The following is a 16,856-nucleotide window of genomic DNA, read 5'->3' as shown; positions in this document are numbered from 1 at the left end:
CGATGGGCCGTTGATCGGCGACACATAAACGTCGGCGAAGACACGCCGAATCGGGTCGCAACGGATTATGTCTCGCGGACGGCGCCGGCCCTTGTGCGGCACGGAAACAAAAAGTAATGTCACTTTCAGTTTTATCCGTCGTCCGAGCCGGAGGTCAGCCATGGAATCCTTCGTCCACTTGCGAAAAGGGAAGACACCGCGCCGCCTGCACGCAGACCTCGACGGGCTCAAGGACGACGAGCTGGGCCGGGGCGGATTCACCGGACGCACGGCGAACCTCTACCGCCGCCACGACCCCACCGCCTACCGGTCGGTCGGCCCGCTGCGCCCCGTCGACGTGCTGGCCGGCCAGCTCAAGCCCAGCGACGCCACCGACGCCGGCGGCGGTCCCCTGCTGATGTTCAGCAACGCCGACTGCCGAATCCTGTTGAGCCGCCGCCACGAGCCGATGCCGTTCTACACCCGCCATGTCGACGGCGACCTGCTGTGCTTCGTCCACCAGGGCGCCGGCCTGATCGAAACGGAGTTCGGGCCACTGCGCTACTCCGACGGCGACTGGGTCTACATCCCGAAGGCGTGCACCAGGCGCCAGGTGCCCGACAGCGAAACCACCCTGCTGATGGTCGAGGCCACCGACGAGTTCCGGGTGCCGCCGGCCGGGCCGCTGGGCCGCCACTTCCCGTTCGACCCGTCGCAGATGACCATCCCCGACCCTGCACCCATCGAGGACGACGGCAGGGACGAGTACGAGGTCCGGCTCATCCATGAAGGTGGCCCCACAACGCTGTTCTACCAACACAATCCGCTCGACATCGAAGGCTGGCGCGGCGACAACTTCCCGTTCACGTTCAACATCGCCGACTACAACGTGGTCACCTCCGACAGCGTCCACCTGCCGCCGACGGTCCATCTGTTCATGCAGGCCACCGGCGTCTACGTGATGAATTTCCTGCCGAAACCCGCCGAAGGCGTCGCCGGCACCGAGCGCACCCCGTGGTATCACCGCAATGTCGACTATGACGAGATCGCCTTCTTCCACGGCGGCTCGCTCTACGGCATCCCGATGCCCCCCGGCCTGATTTCCCATGCGCCGCAAGGCGTCCACCACGGCGCACCGGAGAAGGCGCGGGAACGGGCGCGCCGCAAGTTCGATGATTACTCCCGCGTCGATTGGCAAGTGATCGCCGTCGATACCCGCCGACGCCTGACCCCCTCGCCCGAGGTGCTGGCCCACGACCTAGGACAACACTGACCATGACGACCCGCCACGAATACGAGCGAATCCCCTATCTCGTTGCTTTCCAGAACAATTCCGCTGTCCGCGACGTCTACGGCGGCCTGGCCGAGATCACGGTGCTGGAGAGCTACCTGCTCAGGCCGGTGGACAAGCCGTCGGACACCGTGCTGGTGTTCATGCACCCGATCGGCGGCGGGGCCTACCTGCCGATGATCAACGCACTGGCCCGGGCAGGCCATCACGTCATCTACTGCAACAGCCGGTTCCGCGGCACCGATTCCGCGCTGCTGATGGAGAAGGTGGTCGAGGATCTCGGCGAGTGCATCAAGGACGCCAAGAAGCGGCTGGGTTACGAGAAGGTGGTGCTGGCCGGCTGGAGCGGCGGCGGCTCGCTGTCGATGTTCTACCAGCAGCAGGCCCAGCACCCGACCATCACCTCGAGCCCGTCGGGCGACGGCCCCGACCTGACCGCCCTGGACCTGATCCCCGCCGACGGCATCATGCTGCTGGCGGCGCACATCAGCCGGCACGGCACGCTGACCGAATGGCTCGACGCCTCGATCCTCGACGAATCCGACCCCACCAAACGCGATCCCGAGCTCGACCTGTACAACCCGGATAACCCGAACCAGCCGCCATACAGCCAAGAATTCCTGGCCCGCTACCGCAATGCACAGATCGAACGCAACCGCCGCATCACCGCGTGGGTCAAGGGCAAGCTCGCCGAACTGAAGGCCGCCGGACGTCCCGACGAGGAGTTCTGTTTCGTAGTGCACGGCACCATGGCCGACCCGCGCTGGCTGGACCCGACCGTCGATCCCAACGAACGCACCCCGGGAACCTGTTACCTGGGGGATCCTCAGGTGGTGAACATGAGCCCGGTCGGGCTGGCCCGCTTCTCGACGTTGCGCGGCTGGCTCTCGCAATGGAGTTACGACGACGCCCGCGGCGACGGGGTGGCCTGCGGCGCCGACATCGCCGTCCCTGCGTTGGTGATCGGCAACCTGGCCGACGACGCCTGCACGCCCAGCCACACGCGGCGGCTCTTCAACGCGATCGGGCATCATGACAAAGAGATGCACGAAATCCCCGGCGCCACCCACTATTACGCGGGCCTCGATCAGCGCGACAAGCTGCGCGCGGCCGTCGACATCGCGACCGACTGGCTGGTCCGCCACGACTTCGCGGGGGCGCAGTGACACCCACCGGACCGCTGGAGGGGGTCCGGGTGCTCGAGCTGGGCACGCTGATCGCGGGCCCCTTCGCCGGACGGCTGCTGGGCGACATGGGCGCCGACGTCATCAAGGTGGAACCCCCCGGCGCCCCGGACCCGTTGCGCACCTGGGGCCAGGCCGAGCTCGACGGGCAGCACGTCTTCTGGACGGTGCACGCGCGCAACAAGAGAGCGATCACCCTCGACCTGCGCCGGCCACGTGGCCGTGAACTGTTCTGCGACCTCGTCGAGAAGTCCGACATCATCGTGGAGAACTTCCGCCCGGGGACGCTCGAAAAATGGGAGCTGGGTTACGACGTGCTGAGCGCCCGCAACCCGGGAATCATCCTGGTTCGGGTGTCGGGCTACGGCCAGACCGGCCCCGACGCCCACAAGGCCGGGTATGCCTCGGTGGCCGAGGCGGCCAGCGGGCTGCGCCATCTCAACGGCTTCCCCGGCGGGCCGCCGCCCAGGCTGGCGCTATCGCTGGGCGACACCCTGGCCGGCATGTTCGGCGCCCAGGGAGCGATGGCGGCGCTGTACCGTCGCAGCATTACCGGGCGCGGCCAGGTGGTGGACGTCGCACTGACCGAATCCTGTTTGGCCGTACAGGAATCCACCATCCCCGACTACGACGTCGGCGGCGTGGTGCGCGGGCCGTCGGGCACCCGGCTCGAGGGCATCGCGCCGTCCAACATCTACCGCAGCGCCGACGGCTCGTGGGTGGTGATCGCCGCCAACCAGGACACCGTCTTCGCCCGGCTGTGCAAGGCGATGGGGCGCCCGGAGCTGGCCATCGACGACCGGTTCGCTACGCACCGCGCGCGCGGCCGCAATCAGGATGAACTCGACGAGATCATCGGCGCGTGGGCCACGGACCGCCAGCCGGGCGACATCATCGAAACCCTCAGCGCCGCAGGGGTGATAGCCGGGCCGATCAACACGGTCGCGGAGGTGGTCGACGACCCGCAACTGCGGGCCCGCGGCATGCTGGTCGAACACTTCGATGAAAGGCTCGGGCGGGACGTTCTGGGGCCGGGCATCGTGCCGGTGCTGTCGGAATCGCCGGGCCGCGTGCGCAACGCCGGGCCCGCCCGTCCGGGCCAGCACAACGACGACGTCTACATCGGGCTGCTGGGCAAGACTGCGGCGGAACTCGAAGAGTTACGGGCCGAGGAGGTGCTGTGAACGCACACGTGGTCATCCGCGAGGTCGCGCTGCGCGACGGCCTGCAGATCGAAACGCCGATTCCGTTGTCGGCCAAGCTCGAACTGCTGGCCGCGGTCGCCGCGACCGGGGTCCGCGAGGTGGAGGCCACGGCGTTCGTCTCGCCGTCGAAAGTGCCGTCGATGGCCGACGCCGCCGAGCTCGCCGCCCACCTGCACGACTACCCCGACATCGAGTTCTCCGCCCTGGTGGCCAGCCCGAACGGCGCCAAGCGCGCCGTCGCGGCGGGGCTGCGCTCGATCGAGTACGTGGTCGCCGCCGACGACACGTTCAGTCAGGCCAACGTCGGGCGGACCAGCGCCGAGGCCACCAAGACGATCGACGAGATCGTCGCCATCGCGCACGGCGCTGACGTCACCGTCGAGGTTGTCATCGCCACCGCGTGGGACTCGCCATTCGAGGGACCTACCCCGCCCGAGCGCGTGCTCGACATCGCCGCGGCCGCGCGCGACCGGGGCGCCGACCGCCTTTCCATCGCCGACACGATCGGCACCACCACCCCGGGGCGCGTGAGTTCGCTTATCGCGCAACTGCGTCCGGTGATCGGCGACCTGCCGCTGGGCGGGCATTTCCACAACACCCGCGGCTCGGGGCTGGCCAGCGCCTACGCCGCGGTCAGCTCCGGGGTGACCCGGCTCGACTCCTCCGTCGGCGGGCTGGGCGGCTGCCCGTTCGCCCCGGGTGCCACCGGCAACATCGCCACCGAGGATCTGGTGTACCTGCTGCGCGACAGCGGCATCGACGTCGACGTCGACCTGCAGGCCGCCATCGCCGCGGCGGACGTCGCCAAATCCGTTGTCGGCCACGATCTGCCGAGCGCCCTGCTGCGCGCCGGCGACCGGATGCGGACCTGATGCCCGCACCGGAAGCGCGCACCGCCAAGGGCCGCCAGACCAGGCAGGCCATCGAGCTGGCCGCCCGAAAGCTGTTCGCCGAGCGCGGCTTTCACGGGACCACGCTGGCCGACATCACGTCGGCTGCCGGCAAGTCGCCCGCGGTGTTCTACCGGTACTTCGCCGACAAGGAAGACCTGCTCGCCGCCCTCGCGGAGTCCTTCCTGCACGATGTCGTGACGCCGTCGGGTTTGAGTCTCGAGTTACCGGACTCTCCGGAGGACGACGCCTTCTTCACCTCCGTGGTCACCGGGTACTGGAACATGTTCAAACAAAACATCGGCATCATGATCGCCGTGGCCCAGCTGGCCGCCACCCAGCGGCGCTTCGCGGCCGTCCAGAACGAATTCCGCCGCTTCGGCATGGACATCGTCGCCGCCTCCGTTCGCCGCGCCCAGGAGCAGGGCTACGGAACCGAGCTCGACCCGCAACACACCGCGGCGGCCATCGCGCTGCTGTTCGAGAACTTCACCACCGTCTTCGTCGGTCCCTCCAACCTGGGCATCAAAATCAGCGACGAGGACGCCATCGCCACCCTGTCGACGATCTGGAAGAAAACCCTCTACGGCGCTTGAGCCTTTTCGAAGGAGAAAACTGTGGATTTCACACTCCCCGAACACCTTCCGGGTCTGCTCGCGCAGATGGACGAATTCATCGAGGCGGAGATCAAACCGCTGGAGCGTGACCACATCCAGTACTTCGACAAGCGCCGCGAACATGCCCGCACCGACTGGGACAACGACGGCATCCCGACGCGCGAATGGGAGGATCTGCTCGCGGAGATGCGCAGGCGGGCCGACCAGGCGGGCTGGCTGCGGTACGGGCTGCCGGCGTCGCTGGGCGGCCGGGACGGCACCAACGTCGACATGGCGGTCATCCGGGAGCACCTGGCGCACAAGGGCCTCGGCCTGCACAACGACCTGCAGAACGAATCCTCGATCGTCGGCAACTTCCCGCAGGTGATCATGATGGAGCGCTTCGGCACCGACGAGCAGCGACGGCTCTGGTCCGAAGCGCTGATCACCGGGGAACGCTCGATGGCGTTCGGGCTGACCGAGCCCCAGCACGGCTCGGACGCGACGTGGCTGGAGACGCGCGCGCAGCCCGACGGCTCGGAACCTGGAGGGTGGGTGATCAACGGCGCCAAGCGATTCAACACCGGGGTCCACCGCGCGACCCACGACCTGGTGTTCGCGCGCACCTCCGGAGAGCCCGGGCAGGCGCGGGGCATCACGGCGTTCCTGGTGCCGACGGATGCGCCCGGGTTCACCGTCCCCTACTACTGGTGGACGTTCAACATGCCGACCGACCACGGCGAAGTTCAGTTGACCGACGTCCGCGTCCCCGCCGACGCGGTGCTCGGTGAGGTGGACCGCGGCCTGGAGGTCGCGCAGACGTTCCTGCACGAGAACAGGATTCGGCAGGCGGCCAGCAGCCTGGGCGCGGCCCAGTACTGCATCGACCGCGCCGCCGAATACGCCGGCAAACGGACCGTCTTCGGCAAGCCGCTGTCGGTCAACCAGGCGGTGCAATGGCCGCTGGCCGAATTGCAAACCGAAGCGCAGATGGTGCGGCTGCTGGTGGCCTATGCCGCCTGGCATCTGGACCGGGACCACCACATGGAGGTCTCGGACAAGGTGTCGATGGCCAACTACCGCGCCAACCGACTCGTCTGCGACGCCGCCGACCGGGCCATGCAGATCTTCGGTGGCCTCGGCTACAGCCGGCACGAGCCGTTCGAGCACATCTACCGCCACCACCGTCGCTACCGGATCACCGAGGGAGCCGAGGAGATCCAGATTCGCCGGGTGGCGCAGCGGCTGTTTAAGTTTGGCAAGTGACATCGACCGAGGAGTTGGCCCCCCAGATCGCCGCGGCGCTGGCGCCGGTCCTCGGTGCCGATGTCGCGATTGAGAACCTGCGCGTGCTGACCGGGGGCGCCAGCCGCTCCACGTGGGCGTTCAACGCGGTCGCCGGGGAGCGACGCCACGCGCTGATCCTGCGCACCGGCGCGCCCGACGACGTCCACGCCGGCATGGAGCTGGAGGCACGCGCCCAGGCCGCCGCCGCGGCGGCGGGCGCACCGGTCCCCCACGTCCTCATCGCCGACGATTCGGTTGCCGCACTGGGCAATCCGTTTCTGATCTGCGACGAGATCGCGGGCGAGACCATCGTCCGGCGCATTCAGCGTCAGCTCGACGCCGCGGGCGGGCAGGCGGCCCGCGGGCAGCTGCTGCGGCAATGCGCGCAGGCCCTGGCCGCCATCCACCGCGCCGACCCGAACATTCCCGGCCTAACCCGCGAGGACCCGCTCACGCAGTGGCGTGAGCGGCTCGACGCCATGGGTGACACCACGGCCACCTTCGAATGGGCGTTTCGCTGGCTGGGCGCCAACCGGCCCGAGCCGTCGGCGGACGTCCTCGTGCACGGGGATTACCGCATGGGCAACCTCATCGTCGACGGGTCCCGCCTCGCCGCCGTCCTCGACTGGGAGCTGGTACACCGCGGCGACCCGTACGACGACCTGGCCTGGTTCTGCATCCGCGCCTGGCGCTTCGGCGCCCCGGCCAACCTCGGCGCCGGCGGGCTCGGCAGCATCGAAAGCTTCCTGCACGCCTACGAGCAGGCCGGCGGGACTAGCGTCGACCGGGTGGCGTTTCACTGGTGGCTGGTGCTGGCCACGCTGCGCTGGGGCGTCATCTGCCGCTACCAGGCGGAGCGGCATTTGAGCGGGCAGTTCCGCTCGGTGGAGCTGGCCACGATCGGCCGCCGCGTGTGCGAGACCGAGTGGGACCTGCTCGACCTGCTCGAAGGGGCGGCCTGATGATCGGCGCATACGGGCGCCCGCTCGCCGCCGAGCTGGTGGCCGCGGTGGCCGAATTCCTGGAGAACGACGTGCGGGCGGCGACCAGCGGGCAGGTCAACTTCCATGCGAGGGTGGCCGCCAACGCGCTGCGCATCGTGGAGCGCGAGCTGCTCGACGAGAGCGAGGCCGAATCCCGCGAAGCGCTGGCCGACCTCGGGTTCGCCGACGAGGAGGAGCTGGCCGCCGCGATTCGGGCCGGCGAGATGGACGGGCGGGCCCTGGAAGTCACCGCCTGCCTGCGCACGTTGGTGCGGCGCCGGGTGGCCGCCGCCCACCCCGGATATGCCAGCGAATAGGAGCGAGATCATGGCCGGTGCGAGCGCGGAAATCGTTGCCGACGCGGCAGACCGCCTGTTCACGGCGATCGAAAAGGGTGACTTCGCGGCGGTTGACCGGATGTGGAGCGACGACATCGCGGTGTGGCGAGTCGGCGCGCGCCGCGATGACGGCAAGGCCCGCGCGCTGCGGGTCATCAACTGGTTCATCACCGCGACCACCGAGCGCCATTACGAAATCCTGGACCGGCGATTCTTCGAGGGCGGCTTCGTTCAGCAGCACATCCTGCACGCCACCGGCCATGCCGGCCAATCGATCTCGATGCGGGTCTGCATCGTGATCAGGGTGGCCAGCGACGGCCGGCTGGACCGGATCGACGAGTACTTCGACCCCGCCGAGATCGCGCCGTTGATGGATTAGGCGTTAGATTCGCCACGAGAGATGGGGGTGACGATGACGACTTTGGAATCGCTGCTGAACGATCCCGACCTGGCCGGCGTGTGGAACCTCGTCCCGGACCGCTCGGAGATCACCTTCAAGGTCGCAAACCTGTGGGGCCTGCTGAACGTCAAGGGCCGCTTCACCGAGTTCAGCGGCGACGGCCAACTGACGGCGAAGGGGGCGGTTTTCGGCCGCCTCGACATCCGCACCGCCTCCCTGGACACGGGGATAGGCCGGCGCGACAAGCACCTGCGCTCGCCCGACTTCTTCGACGTCGAGCGCTTCGGTGAGATCAGCGTCGTCGTCACCGCGGTGCACCCGACCAAAGGCAAGGCCGCAGACCTCCGCGCGGCCTTCACCATCAAGGGCATCACCGCTCCGCTGCCCCTGTCCGCCACGATCACCGAGCTCGACGACGGCTCGATCCGGATCGCCGGGGAAACCAAGGTGGATCGCACCCAGTTCGACCTGGGCTGGAACCGGCTCGGCATGATCGGCTCGAAGGCGAAGGCGGCGGCCGAAGCCGTCTTCGTGCGGGCTGCCCAGTGAAGCCGGTGCGACACCAGTAGCATCTGCACCGTGTCCGATTCCAGCCCCGAATCCAGCGTTGCCCTGCGGATCCTGGTCTACAGCGATAACGCCAAAACCCGCGAACAAGTCATCCGGGCACTGGGCAAGCATCTGCATCCGGACCTGCCCGAGCTGACCTACCTCGAGGTGGCGACCGCCCCGATGGTGGTGCGCCAGATGGACGAGGGCGGCATCGACTTGGCCATTCTCGACGGGGAAGCCACGCCCACCGGCGGCATGGGAATCGCCAAACAACTCAAAGACGAACTTTCCACGTGCCCACCGATCCTGGTGCTCACCGGCCGCCCGGACGACGCCTGGCTGGCGAACTGGTCGCGGGCCGAAGCCGCAGTGCCGCATCCCCTCGATCCCATCGTGCTGGGCCGCACGGTGCTCGGACTGCTCCGCACACCCACGCGCTAGCCCTTTCACCTGCGTCGATACGCGCCGGCGTGACCCCGGCCGCGACCGGCGGCGGGCCGCCCGGTTGCGGCGACACAAAAACGAGGCGAATACCCCCACCCCGACAAAACACACCCGTCTTCGCGACGCTATGTTGTGAAGGTCACTGTGACGTGCCGCAGCCCGCGTACGTCACAGCAGCCCGGCCCCCGCCCGGCCGCCGCACCGGCGGCCCGTACGAGGAGATCTTGGAGCGAGTTGAACGTCTACATACCCATCTTGGTGCTCGGAGCGATAGCGGCGGCCTTCGCCGTGGGATCGGTGGCGATCGCGAGCCTGGCCGGCCCGACGCGTTACAACAAGTCGAAGATGGCCCCCTACGAGTGCGGGATCGAACCCACCGACAGTCCGGTCAGCGGCCCGCACGCGGCGAGCGGCCAGCGGTTCCCGGTGAAGTATTACCTGACCGCAATGCTTTTTATCGTCTTCGACATCGAAATCGTGTTCTTGTATCCATGGGCGGTCAGTTACGACGCGCTGGGAACGTTCGCGTTGGTCGAGATGGTGGTGTTCATGCTCACGGTCTTAGTGGCGTACGCCTATGTGTGGCGCCGCGGCGGCCTGACGTGGGATTGAGGTAGACGTGGGTCTCGAAGAACAGCTGCCCGGCGGGATTCTGCTGTCAACGGTCGAGAAGGTGGCCGGCTACGTTCGCAAGAATTCCCTGTGGCCGGCGACGTTCGGGTTGGCGTGCTGTGCCATCGAGATGATGGCAACCGCCGGGCCAAGATTCGACATAGCGCGGTTCGGCATGGAGCGATTCTCGGCGACGCCGCGGCAGGCCGACCTGATGATCGTCGCGGGCCGCGTGAGCCAGAAGATGGCGCCGGTGCTCCGCCAGATCTATGACCAGATGGGCGAGCCGAAGTGGGTGCTGGCCATGGGCGTGTGCGCGTCGTCCGGCGGGATGTTCAATAACTACGCGATCGTGCAGGGCGTGGACCACGTGGTTCCGGTGGACATCTACCTGCCCGGCTGCCCGCCGCGGCCGGAGATGCTGTTGCACGCAATCCTGAAGCTGCACGAGAAGATTCAGGAGATGCCTCTGGGCGTCAACCGCGAAGAAGCCATCGCCGAGGCCGAGCAGGCGGCGCTGGCGGCCCGGCCCACGATCGAGATGCGCGGACTGCTGCGATGAGCTCGCCCGACCAAGGTCCCCAAGAGGCGATCAGCCAGGCCGACGAAGAAGTGATCGACGTGCGCCGCGGCATGTTCGGCGCCAAGGGTTCGGGTGACACGTCCGGCTACGGGCGCCTGGTGCGCGAGGTCATGCTTCCCGGCAGCAGCCCCCGACCCTACGGCCGCTACTTCGACGACGTGGTCGACACACTGGCCCAGGCGCTGAAAAGCGCGGACGTCGAATTCTCCGACGCGATAGAGAAAGTCGTGGTGTACCGCGACGAGCTGACCCTGCACGTGCGCCGCGAAGCGCTGCCCCGGGTCGCCCAGCACCTACGCGATGAGCCGGGGCTGCGTTTCGAGATGTGTCTGGGTGTCAGCGGGGTGCACTACCCCCACGAGACCGGTCGCGAACTGCACGCGGTGTACCCGTTGCAGTCGATCACGCACAATCGCCGCGTCCGCCTGGAAGTGGCTGCGCCGGACAGCGATCCGCACATCCCCTCGCTGTTCGGGGTCTATCCGACCAGCGACTGGCACGAGCGCGAAACCTACGACTTCTTCGGCATCATCTTCGACGGACACCCGTCGCTGACCCGCATCGAGATGCCCGACGACTGGCATGGCCACCCGCAGCGCAAGGACTATCCCCTCGGCGGCATTCCGGTGGAATACAAGGGAGCCCAGATTCCCCCGCCCGACGAGCGGAGAGCGTACAACTGATGAGCACAATCACCGACGCGACGCACGATGGCGGTGCCCCGGAGACCGTCTTGGTCGCCGGCGGACAGGACTGGGACCAGATCGTCGAAGCCGCCCGCAAGGCAGACCCCGGCGAACGGATCGTCGTCAACATGGGTCCGCAGCACCCGTCCACCCACGGGGTGTTGCGGCTGATCTTGGAGATCGAGGGCGAAACGGTCACCGACGTTCGCTGCGGAATCGGCTACCTGCACACCGGTATCGAGAAGAACCTCGAATATCGCTACTGGGCGCAGGGGGTCACCTTCGTAACCCGAATGGATTACCTGTCACCGTTTTTCAACGAGGTCGCGTACTGCCTGGGCGTGGAGAAGCTGCTCGGCATCACCGATCAGATACCCGAGCGGGTCAACGTCATCCGGGTGATGATGATGGAGCTCAACCGGATCTCCTCGCATCTGGTCGCACTCGCCACCGGCGGCATGGAATTGGGCGCCATGACCCCGATGTTCGTCGGTTTCCGCGGCCGCGAGATCGTGCTGACCCTGTTCGAGAAGATCTCCGGGTTGCGGATGAACAGCGCCTACATCCGGCCGGGCGGCGTGGCGCAGGATCTACCGCCGGGCGCGGAGTCCGACATCGCCGAAGCCCTCAAGCCGCTGCGCCAGGTACTGCGCGAAATGGGCGGTCTGCTCAACGAGAACGCCATCTGGAAGGCCCGCACCCAGGACGTCGGCTACCTGGATCTGACCGGCTGCATGGCGCTCGGCATCACCGGACCGATCCTGCGCGCCACCGGGTTGCCGCACGACCTGCGCAAGAGCGAACCGTACTGCGGATATGAAAACTACGAATTCGACGTGATGACCGCCGACACGTGTGATGCTTACGGGCGCTACATGATTCGCGTCAACGAGATGTGGGAGTCGATCAAGATCGTCGAGCAGTGTCTGGACAAGTTGAAGCCGGGCCCGACCATGATCTCCGACCGCAAGATCGCCTGGCCGGCCGACCTCAAGGTGGGCCCGGACGGGATGGGTAACTCACAGGAGCACATCGCCAAGATCATGGGCGGCTCGATGGAGGCCTTGATCCACCACTTCAAGCTGGTCACCGAGGGCATCCGTGTTCCGGCGGGCCAGGTCTACACCGCGGTGGAATCACCGCGCGGGGAGCTCGGCGTGCACATGGTGAGCGACGGCGGCACCCGCCCCTATCGGGTGCACTACCGCGACCCGTCGTTCACCAACCTGCAGTCGGTCGCCGCGATGTGCGAGGGCGGCATGGTGGCCGACCTGATCACCGCGGTCGCCAGCATCGACCCGGTCATGGGCGGGGTGGATCGGTGACCGGCCCGCAAGGACAGCCGGTGTTCATCCGGCTCGGACCACCGCCCGAGGAACCCAACGCGTTCGTGGTTGAGGGTGCGCCGCAATCGTATTCGGCGGAGGTGCGGGCGCGGCTGGAGGTCGACGCCAAGGAGATCATGGGCCGCTACCCCGATAAGCGCTCGTCGCTGCTGCCGTTGCTGCACCTGGTACAGGCCGAGGACTCCTACCTGACCCCCGCCGGTTTGGAGTTCTGCGGTGAGCAGCTGGGCCTGACCGGCGCCGAGGTGTCGGCGGTGGCGAGCTTCTACACGATGTATCGCCGCGGACCCACCGGCGACTATCTGGTCGGTGTCTGCACCAACACGCTGTGCGCCATCATGGGCGGCGACGCCGTATTCGAGGCCCTGCAGGAGCATTTGGGCATCGGCAACGACGAGACCACCCCCGACGGCTCCGTCACCCTGCAACACATCGAATGCAACGCCGCCTGCGACTACGCGCCGGTGGTGATGGTCAACTGGGAGTTCTTCGACAACCAGACACCGGAGTCGGCCCGCGAGCTCGTCGACTCGTTGCGCTCGGGTGAGCCCAAACCGCCCACCCGCGGCGCCCCGCTGTGCGCCTTCCGCGAGACGTCACGCATCCTGGCCGGCCTGCCCGACGAACGGCCCGACCAGGGCCAGGGCGGTGCGGGCGAGGCCACGCTGGCGGGTCTGAGGGTGGCGAAGGAAAACGGCATGCAGGCGCCCAACCCGCCCGGAGGCCAGTCATGACCAGCTCTCAGGCCACGCCGCTCACCCCGGTCATCAGCCGGTTCTGGGACGACCCCGAGTCGTGGACCCTGGAGACCTACCGCCGTCACGACGGCTATGAGGGGATGAAGAGGGCGCTGGCCATGGCGCCCGACGACGTGATCGCCATGGTCAAGGACTCCGGGTTGCGCGGGCGCGGTGGCGCCGGCTTCTCGACCGGAACGAAGTGGTCGTTCATCCCGCAGGGCGACACCGGCGCGGCCGCCAAGCCGCACTACCTGGTGGTCAACGCCGACGAATCGGAACCCGGTACGTGCAAAGACATTCCGTTGATGCTGGCGACGCCGCACGTGCTCGTCGAGGGCGTCATCATCGCCGCCTACGCAATCCGGGCCAGCCACGCGTTCATCTACGTGCGCGGCGAAGTGCTGCCGGTGTTGCGCCGCCTGCAGAACGCGGTGGCCGAGGCGTACGCCGCCGGGTACCTGGGCCGCGACATCAACGGCTCGGGTTTCGACCTGGAGCTCGTGGTGCACGCCGGCGCCGGCGCCTACATCTGCGGCGAGGAAACCGCGCTGCTGGATTCGCTGGAAGGCCGCCGCGGCCAGCCGCGGCTCCGGCCGCCGTTCCCCGCGGTGGCGGGGCTCTACGGCTGCCCCACGGTGATCAACAACGTCGAGACGATCGCCAGCGTGCCGCCCATCGTCCTGAACGGCGTCGACTGGTTCCGGTCGATGGGCAGCGAGAAATCGCCTGGCTTCACGCTGTATTCGCTGTCCGGTCATGTCGCCCGGCCCGGCCAGTACGAGGCGCCGCTGGGTATCACGTTGCGCGAGTTGCTCGCCTACGCCGGCGGGGTGCGGGCCGGCCACCGGCTCAAGTTCTGGACGCCCGGCGGGTCGTCCACCCCGCTGCTCACCGACGAGCACCTCGACGTGCCGCTGGACTACGAGGGCGTGGGCGCGGTCGGCTCCATGCTGGGCACCAAGGCGCTGGAGATCTTCGACGAGACCACCTGCGTGGTGCGAGCCGTGCGCCGCTGGACGTACTTCTACAAGCACGAATCGTGCGGGAAGTGCACCCCCTGCCGGGAGGGCACCTTCTGGCTGGACCAGATCTACGAGCGGCTGGAAACCGGCAAGGGCACTCCCGAGGACATCGACAAGCTGTTGGACATCTCCGACACCATCTTGGGAAAGTCCTTCTGCGCGTTGGGCGATGGCGCCGCCAGCCCGGTGATGTCGTCGATCAAGTACTTCCGCGACGAATACGTGGCGCACGTCGAAGACGGTGGCTGCCCGTTCGACCCCCGAGACTCCATGCTGAACGGAAAGGCTTGACGCTTGACTAGTGCCGCCAAAACCGAAACCGGTGACGAGGTGCGCCCGCCGGACATGGTGACGCTGACCATCGACGGCAACGAAATCAGCGTGCCCAAGGGCACATTGGTGATCCGCGCGGCCGAGTTGATGGGCATCCAGATCCCGCGGTTCTGCGACCACCCGCTGCTCGAGCCGGTCGGCGCGTGCCGGCAGTGTCTGGTTGAGGTTGAGGGGCAACGCAAGCCGATGGCCTCGTGCACCACCGTCGCCACCGATGACATGGTCGTGCGCACGCAGCTCACGTCGGAGGCCGCGGACAAAGCCCAGCACGGTGTGATGGAGCTGCTGCTCATCAACCACCCGCTGGACTGCCCGATGTGCGACAAGGGCGGCGAGTGCCCGTTGCAGAACCAGGCGATGTCCAACGGCCGCGCCGATTCTCGCTTCACCGACGTCAAGCGCACCTTCGCCAAACCGATCAACATCTCCGCCCAGGTGCTGCTGGATCGTGAGCGCTGCATCCTGTGCGCCCGCTGCACGCGGTTCTCCGAGCAGATCGCCGGGGACATTTTCATCGACATGCAGGAGCGCGGCGCCCTGCAGCAGGTCGGCATCTACGCCAATGAGCCGTTCGACTCGTACTTCTCGGGCAACACGGTGCAGATCTGCCCGGTCGGCGCGCTGACCGGAACGGCCTACCGTTTCCGGGCCCGCCCCTTCGACCTGGTGTCCAGTCCCAGCGTCTGCGAACACTGCGCGTCCGGGTGCGCCCAGCGCACCGACCATCGCCGCGGCAAGGTATTGCGCCGGCTGGCCGGCGACGACCCGGAAGTCAACGAGGAGTGGAACTGCGACAAGGGGCGGTGGGCGTTCTCCTACGCGACCCAGCCGGACGTGATCGGCACTCCCCTGATTCGCGACGCCGACGGCACGCTGGTGCCCGCGTCGTGGTCGCACGCGATGGCGACAGCGATTCGGGGCCTGGACGCGGCCCGCGGGCGCACGGGCGTGCTGGTTGGCGGCCGGGCCACCCTGGAAGACGCCTACGCGTACTCCAAGTTCGCCCGAATCGTGTTGGACAGCAACGATATTGACTTTCGATCACGCCTGAACTCCACCGAGGAGGCCGACTTCCTGGCGTCGCGCATCGCCGGCCGGCGCGACGTCAGCTATTCCGATCTGGAATCGGCGCCGGTGGTGGTGCTGGTCGGGTTCGAGCCCGAAGACGAGTCGCCCATCGTGTTCCTGCGGCTGCGCAAGGCCGCCCGCAAGCACCGGCTACCGGTGTACGCGGTGGCGCCGTTCGCCACCCGGGCGCTGGTGAAGATGTCCGGGCGGCTCGTCAAAACCGTTCCGGGGGCCGAAGCGGCGGCGCTGGACGGGCTGGCCAGCGGCGAGGTGGGCGAACTGCTGTCCACCGCCGGCGCGGTCATCATGGTCGGCGAACGCCTGGCCACGGTGCCCGGCGGATTGTCCGCCGCCGCCCGGCTCGCCGACGCCACCGGGGCCCGGCTGGCGTGGGTGCCGCGCCGAGCCGGCGAGCGGGGCGCGCTGGAGGCCGGCGCGCTGCCCGCCCTGCTGCCGGGCGGCCGCCCCCTCGACGACGAGACCGCCCGCGCGCAGATCGCCGCGGCGTGGCACGTCTCCGAATTGCCTTCCGCCCCAGGACGTGACGTCGACGGCATCCTGGCCGCCGCCGCCGACGGGACGCTGGGCGCCCTGCTTGTCGGCGGTGTCGAGCCCGACGACTTCGCCGACCCCGAAGCGGTGCTCGCCGCGCTGGACTCCGCCGGATTCGTGGTCAGCCTGGAGCTGCGGCGCAGCGCCGTTACCGACCGCGCCGACGTGGTATTCCCCGTCGCGCCGACCACGCAGAAGGCCGGGGCCTTCGTCAACTGGGAGGGCCGCTACCGCCCGTTCGAACCGGCGCTGCGCTGGAGTAGCGAGCAAGCCAGCCAGTCCGACCACCAAGTGCTCGACGCCCTGGCCGACGAGATGGGCGTCTACCTGGGGCTGTCGACCGCCGCGGCGGCCCGCGCCGAACTCGCCGCGCTGGGCACCTGGGACGGCAATTGGGCCGCCGGCCCGGCGGTCGCGGCCCCGGAGCCGACCGAGCCCGGGCCCGGCGAGGCGTTGCTGACCGGCTGGCGGATGTTGCTAGACAACGGCCGAATGCAAGACGGCGAACCGCATCTGGCCGGGACCGCGCGCAAGCCCGCTGTGCGGCTGTCGGCCGACACGGCCGCCGAGATCGGCGCCGCCGACGGTGACGCGGTCACCGTCAGCACGCCGCGCGGATCGATCAGCCTGCCGCTGATCATCACCGACATGCCCGACCGGGTGGTGTGGCTTCCGCTGAACTCCCCGGGCTGCGCCGTCCACCGGCAGCTGGGCGTAACCCTGGGCAGCACAGTGAAAATCGGAGTGGGCTCATGACGACGACCT

The 16,856-nt window shown here is 68.1% G+C and carries 18 protein-coding genes; all 18 read left to right on the top strand.

The window, feature by feature from the left end; all coding sequences use genetic code 11:
* Positions 1–160: 160 nt before the first annotated feature.
* The gene (locus tag A5750_RS22375; RefSeq protein WP_066946574.1) at positions 161–1,252 is read left to right on the top strand and encodes a homogentisate 1,2-dioxygenase; all 1,092 of its coding nucleotides are present in this window, start codon (positions 161–163) and stop codon (positions 1,250–1,252) included.
* A gap of 2 nt (positions 1,253–1,254) precedes the next feature.
* Positions 1,255–2,436 (top strand): alpha/beta fold hydrolase, encoded by a 1,182-nt coding sequence (locus A5750_RS22370; protein WP_066946577.1) that lies wholly within the window; start codon positions 1,255–1,257, stop codon positions 2,434–2,436.
* Positions 2,433–3,638 (top strand): CaiB/BaiF CoA-transferase family protein, encoded by a 1,206-nt coding sequence (locus A5750_RS22365; protein WP_066946581.1) that lies wholly within the window; start codon positions 2,433–2,435, stop codon positions 3,636–3,638. The genes A5750_RS22370 and A5750_RS22365 overlap by 4 nt, the downstream gene beginning before the upstream one ends.
* Complete coding sequence (locus tag A5750_RS22360) at positions 3,635–4,531, top strand: hydroxymethylglutaryl-CoA lyase (protein WP_066946584.1); 897 nt, start codon at positions 3,635–3,637, stop codon at positions 4,529–4,531. Before A5750_RS22365 ends, A5750_RS22360 begins: the two co-directional genes overlap by 4 nt.
* Positions 4,531–5,145 carry a TetR/AcrR family transcriptional regulator gene (locus A5750_RS22355; protein WP_082948265.1) on the top strand — a complete coding sequence of 205 codons (615 nt, stop codon included), beginning with the start codon at positions 4,531–4,533 and terminating at the stop codon, positions 5,143–5,145. Before A5750_RS22360 ends, A5750_RS22355 begins: the two co-directional genes overlap by 1 nt.
* Positions 5,146–5,166: 21 nt before the next feature.
* The gene (locus tag A5750_RS22350; protein ID WP_066946587.1) at positions 5,167–6,411 is read left to right on the top strand and encodes an acyl-CoA dehydrogenase family protein; all 1,245 of its coding nucleotides are present in this window, start codon (positions 5,167–5,169) and stop codon (positions 6,409–6,411) included.
* On the top strand, positions 6,408–7,394 hold the full coding sequence (locus A5750_RS22345; RefSeq protein WP_066946591.1) for a phosphotransferase family protein: 987 nt from the start codon (positions 6,408–6,410) through the stop codon (positions 7,392–7,394). Before A5750_RS22350 ends, A5750_RS22345 begins: the two co-directional genes overlap by 4 nt.
* On the top strand, positions 7,394–7,732 hold the full coding sequence (locus A5750_RS25990; protein ID WP_066946595.1) for a DUF6285 domain-containing protein: 339 nt from the start codon (positions 7,394–7,396) through the stop codon (positions 7,730–7,732). The genes A5750_RS22345 and A5750_RS25990 overlap by 1 nt, the downstream gene beginning before the upstream one ends.
* A 10-nt stretch (positions 7,733–7,742) precedes the next feature.
* Positions 7,743–8,132, top strand: a complete 390-nt coding sequence (locus A5750_RS22335) for a nuclear transport factor 2 family protein (protein ID WP_066946598.1) — start codon at positions 7,743–7,745, stop codon at positions 8,130–8,132.
* A 33-nt stretch (positions 8,133–8,165) separates the two neighbouring features.
* Positions 8,166–8,702 (top strand): YceI family protein, encoded by a 537-nt coding sequence (locus A5750_RS22330; RefSeq protein ID WP_066946788.1) that lies wholly within the window; start codon positions 8,166–8,168, stop codon positions 8,700–8,702.
* A gap of 30 nt (positions 8,703–8,732) precedes the next feature.
* Entirely contained in the window at positions 8,733–9,146 is a 414-nt protein-coding gene (locus tag A5750_RS22325; RefSeq protein WP_066946600.1) for a response regulator transcription factor, read from the top strand.
* A gap of 237 nt (positions 9,147–9,383) precedes the next feature.
* Entirely contained in the window at positions 9,384–9,761 is a 378-nt protein-coding gene (locus tag A5750_RS22320; protein WP_066946603.1) for an NADH-quinone oxidoreductase subunit A, read from the top strand.
* 7 nt (positions 9,762–9,768) lie between these two features.
* Positions 9,769–10,323, top strand: coding sequence for an NADH-quinone oxidoreductase subunit B family protein (locus tag A5750_RS22315; RefSeq protein WP_066946610.1), 555 nt, complete (start codon positions 9,769–9,771; stop codon positions 10,321–10,323).
* Complete coding sequence (locus A5750_RS22310; RefSeq protein WP_066946614.1) at positions 10,320–11,027, top strand: NADH-quinone oxidoreductase subunit C; 708 nt, start codon at positions 10,320–10,322, stop codon at positions 11,025–11,027. Before A5750_RS22315 ends, A5750_RS22310 begins: the two co-directional genes overlap by 4 nt.
* The gene (nuoD, locus tag A5750_RS22305) at positions 11,027–12,355 is read left to right on the top strand and encodes an NADH dehydrogenase (quinone) subunit D (protein ID WP_066946618.1); all 1,329 of its coding nucleotides are present in this window, start codon (positions 11,027–11,029) and stop codon (positions 12,353–12,355) included. The genes A5750_RS22310 and nuoD overlap by 1 nt, the downstream gene beginning before the upstream one ends.
* Positions 12,352–13,110 carry an NADH-quinone oxidoreductase subunit NuoE gene (gene nuoE / locus A5750_RS22300; protein ID WP_066946622.1) on the top strand — a complete coding sequence of 253 codons (759 nt, stop codon included), beginning with the start codon at positions 12,352–12,354 and terminating at the stop codon, positions 13,108–13,110. The genes nuoD and nuoE overlap by 4 nt, the downstream gene beginning before the upstream one ends.
* On the top strand, positions 13,107–14,429 hold the full coding sequence (gene nuoF, locus A5750_RS22295) for an NADH-quinone oxidoreductase subunit NuoF (protein ID WP_066946626.1): 1,323 nt from the start codon (positions 13,107–13,109) through the stop codon (positions 14,427–14,429). The genes nuoE and nuoF overlap by 4 nt, the downstream gene beginning before the upstream one ends.
* A gap of 3 nt (positions 14,430–14,432) precedes the next feature.
* Positions 14,433–16,847 carry an NADH-quinone oxidoreductase subunit G gene (locus A5750_RS22290; protein WP_066946629.1) on the top strand — a complete coding sequence of 805 codons (2,415 nt, stop codon included), beginning with the start codon at positions 14,433–14,435 and terminating at the stop codon, positions 16,845–16,847.
* The last annotated feature ends 9 nt before the right edge of the window (positions 16,848–16,856 follow it).

This window comes from Mycobacterium sp. 852002-51613_SCH5001154 (assembly GCF_001667425.1).
Lineage (GTDB): Bacteria > Actinomycetota > Actinomycetes > Mycobacteriales > Mycobacteriaceae > Mycobacterium.
The sequence above is the reverse complement of the archived record's forward strand: the minus strand, read 5'-3'. Positions and strand labels throughout refer to the sequence as shown.

Excerpts from the sequence above, each read along its gene's own strand:
- A5750_RS22375 (WP_066946574.1), top strand. The coding sequence starts at position 161 with ATGGAATCCTTCGTCCACTTGCGAAAAGGGAAGACACCGCGCCGCCTG.
- A5750_RS22370 (WP_066946577.1), top strand. The coding sequence starts at position 1,255 with ATGACGACCCGCCACGAATACGAGCGAATCCCCTATCTCGTTGCTTTC.
- A5750_RS22355 (WP_082948265.1), top strand. The coding sequence starts at position 4,531 with ATGCCCGCACCGGAAGCGCGCACCGCCAAGGGCCGCCAGACCAGGCAG.
- A5750_RS25990 (WP_066946595.1), top strand. The coding sequence starts at position 7,394 with ATGATCGGCGCATACGGGCGCCCGCTCGCCGCCGAGCTGGTGGCCGCG.
- A5750_RS22335 (WP_066946598.1), top strand. The coding sequence starts at position 7,743 with ATGGCCGGTGCGAGCGCGGAAATCGTTGCCGACGCGGCAGACCGCCTG.
- A5750_RS22330 (WP_066946788.1), top strand. The coding sequence starts at position 8,166 with ATGACGACTTTGGAATCGCTGCTGAACGATCCCGACCTGGCCGGCGTG.
- A5750_RS22310 (WP_066946614.1), top strand. The coding sequence starts at position 10,320 with ATGAGCTCGCCCGACCAAGGTCCCCAAGAGGCGATCAGCCAGGCCGAC.
- nuoD (WP_066946618.1), top strand. The coding sequence starts at position 11,027 with ATGAGCACAATCACCGACGCGACGCACGATGGCGGTGCCCCGGAGACC.
- nuoF (WP_066946626.1), top strand. The coding sequence starts at position 13,107 with ATGACCAGCTCTCAGGCCACGCCGCTCACCCCGGTCATCAGCCGGTTC.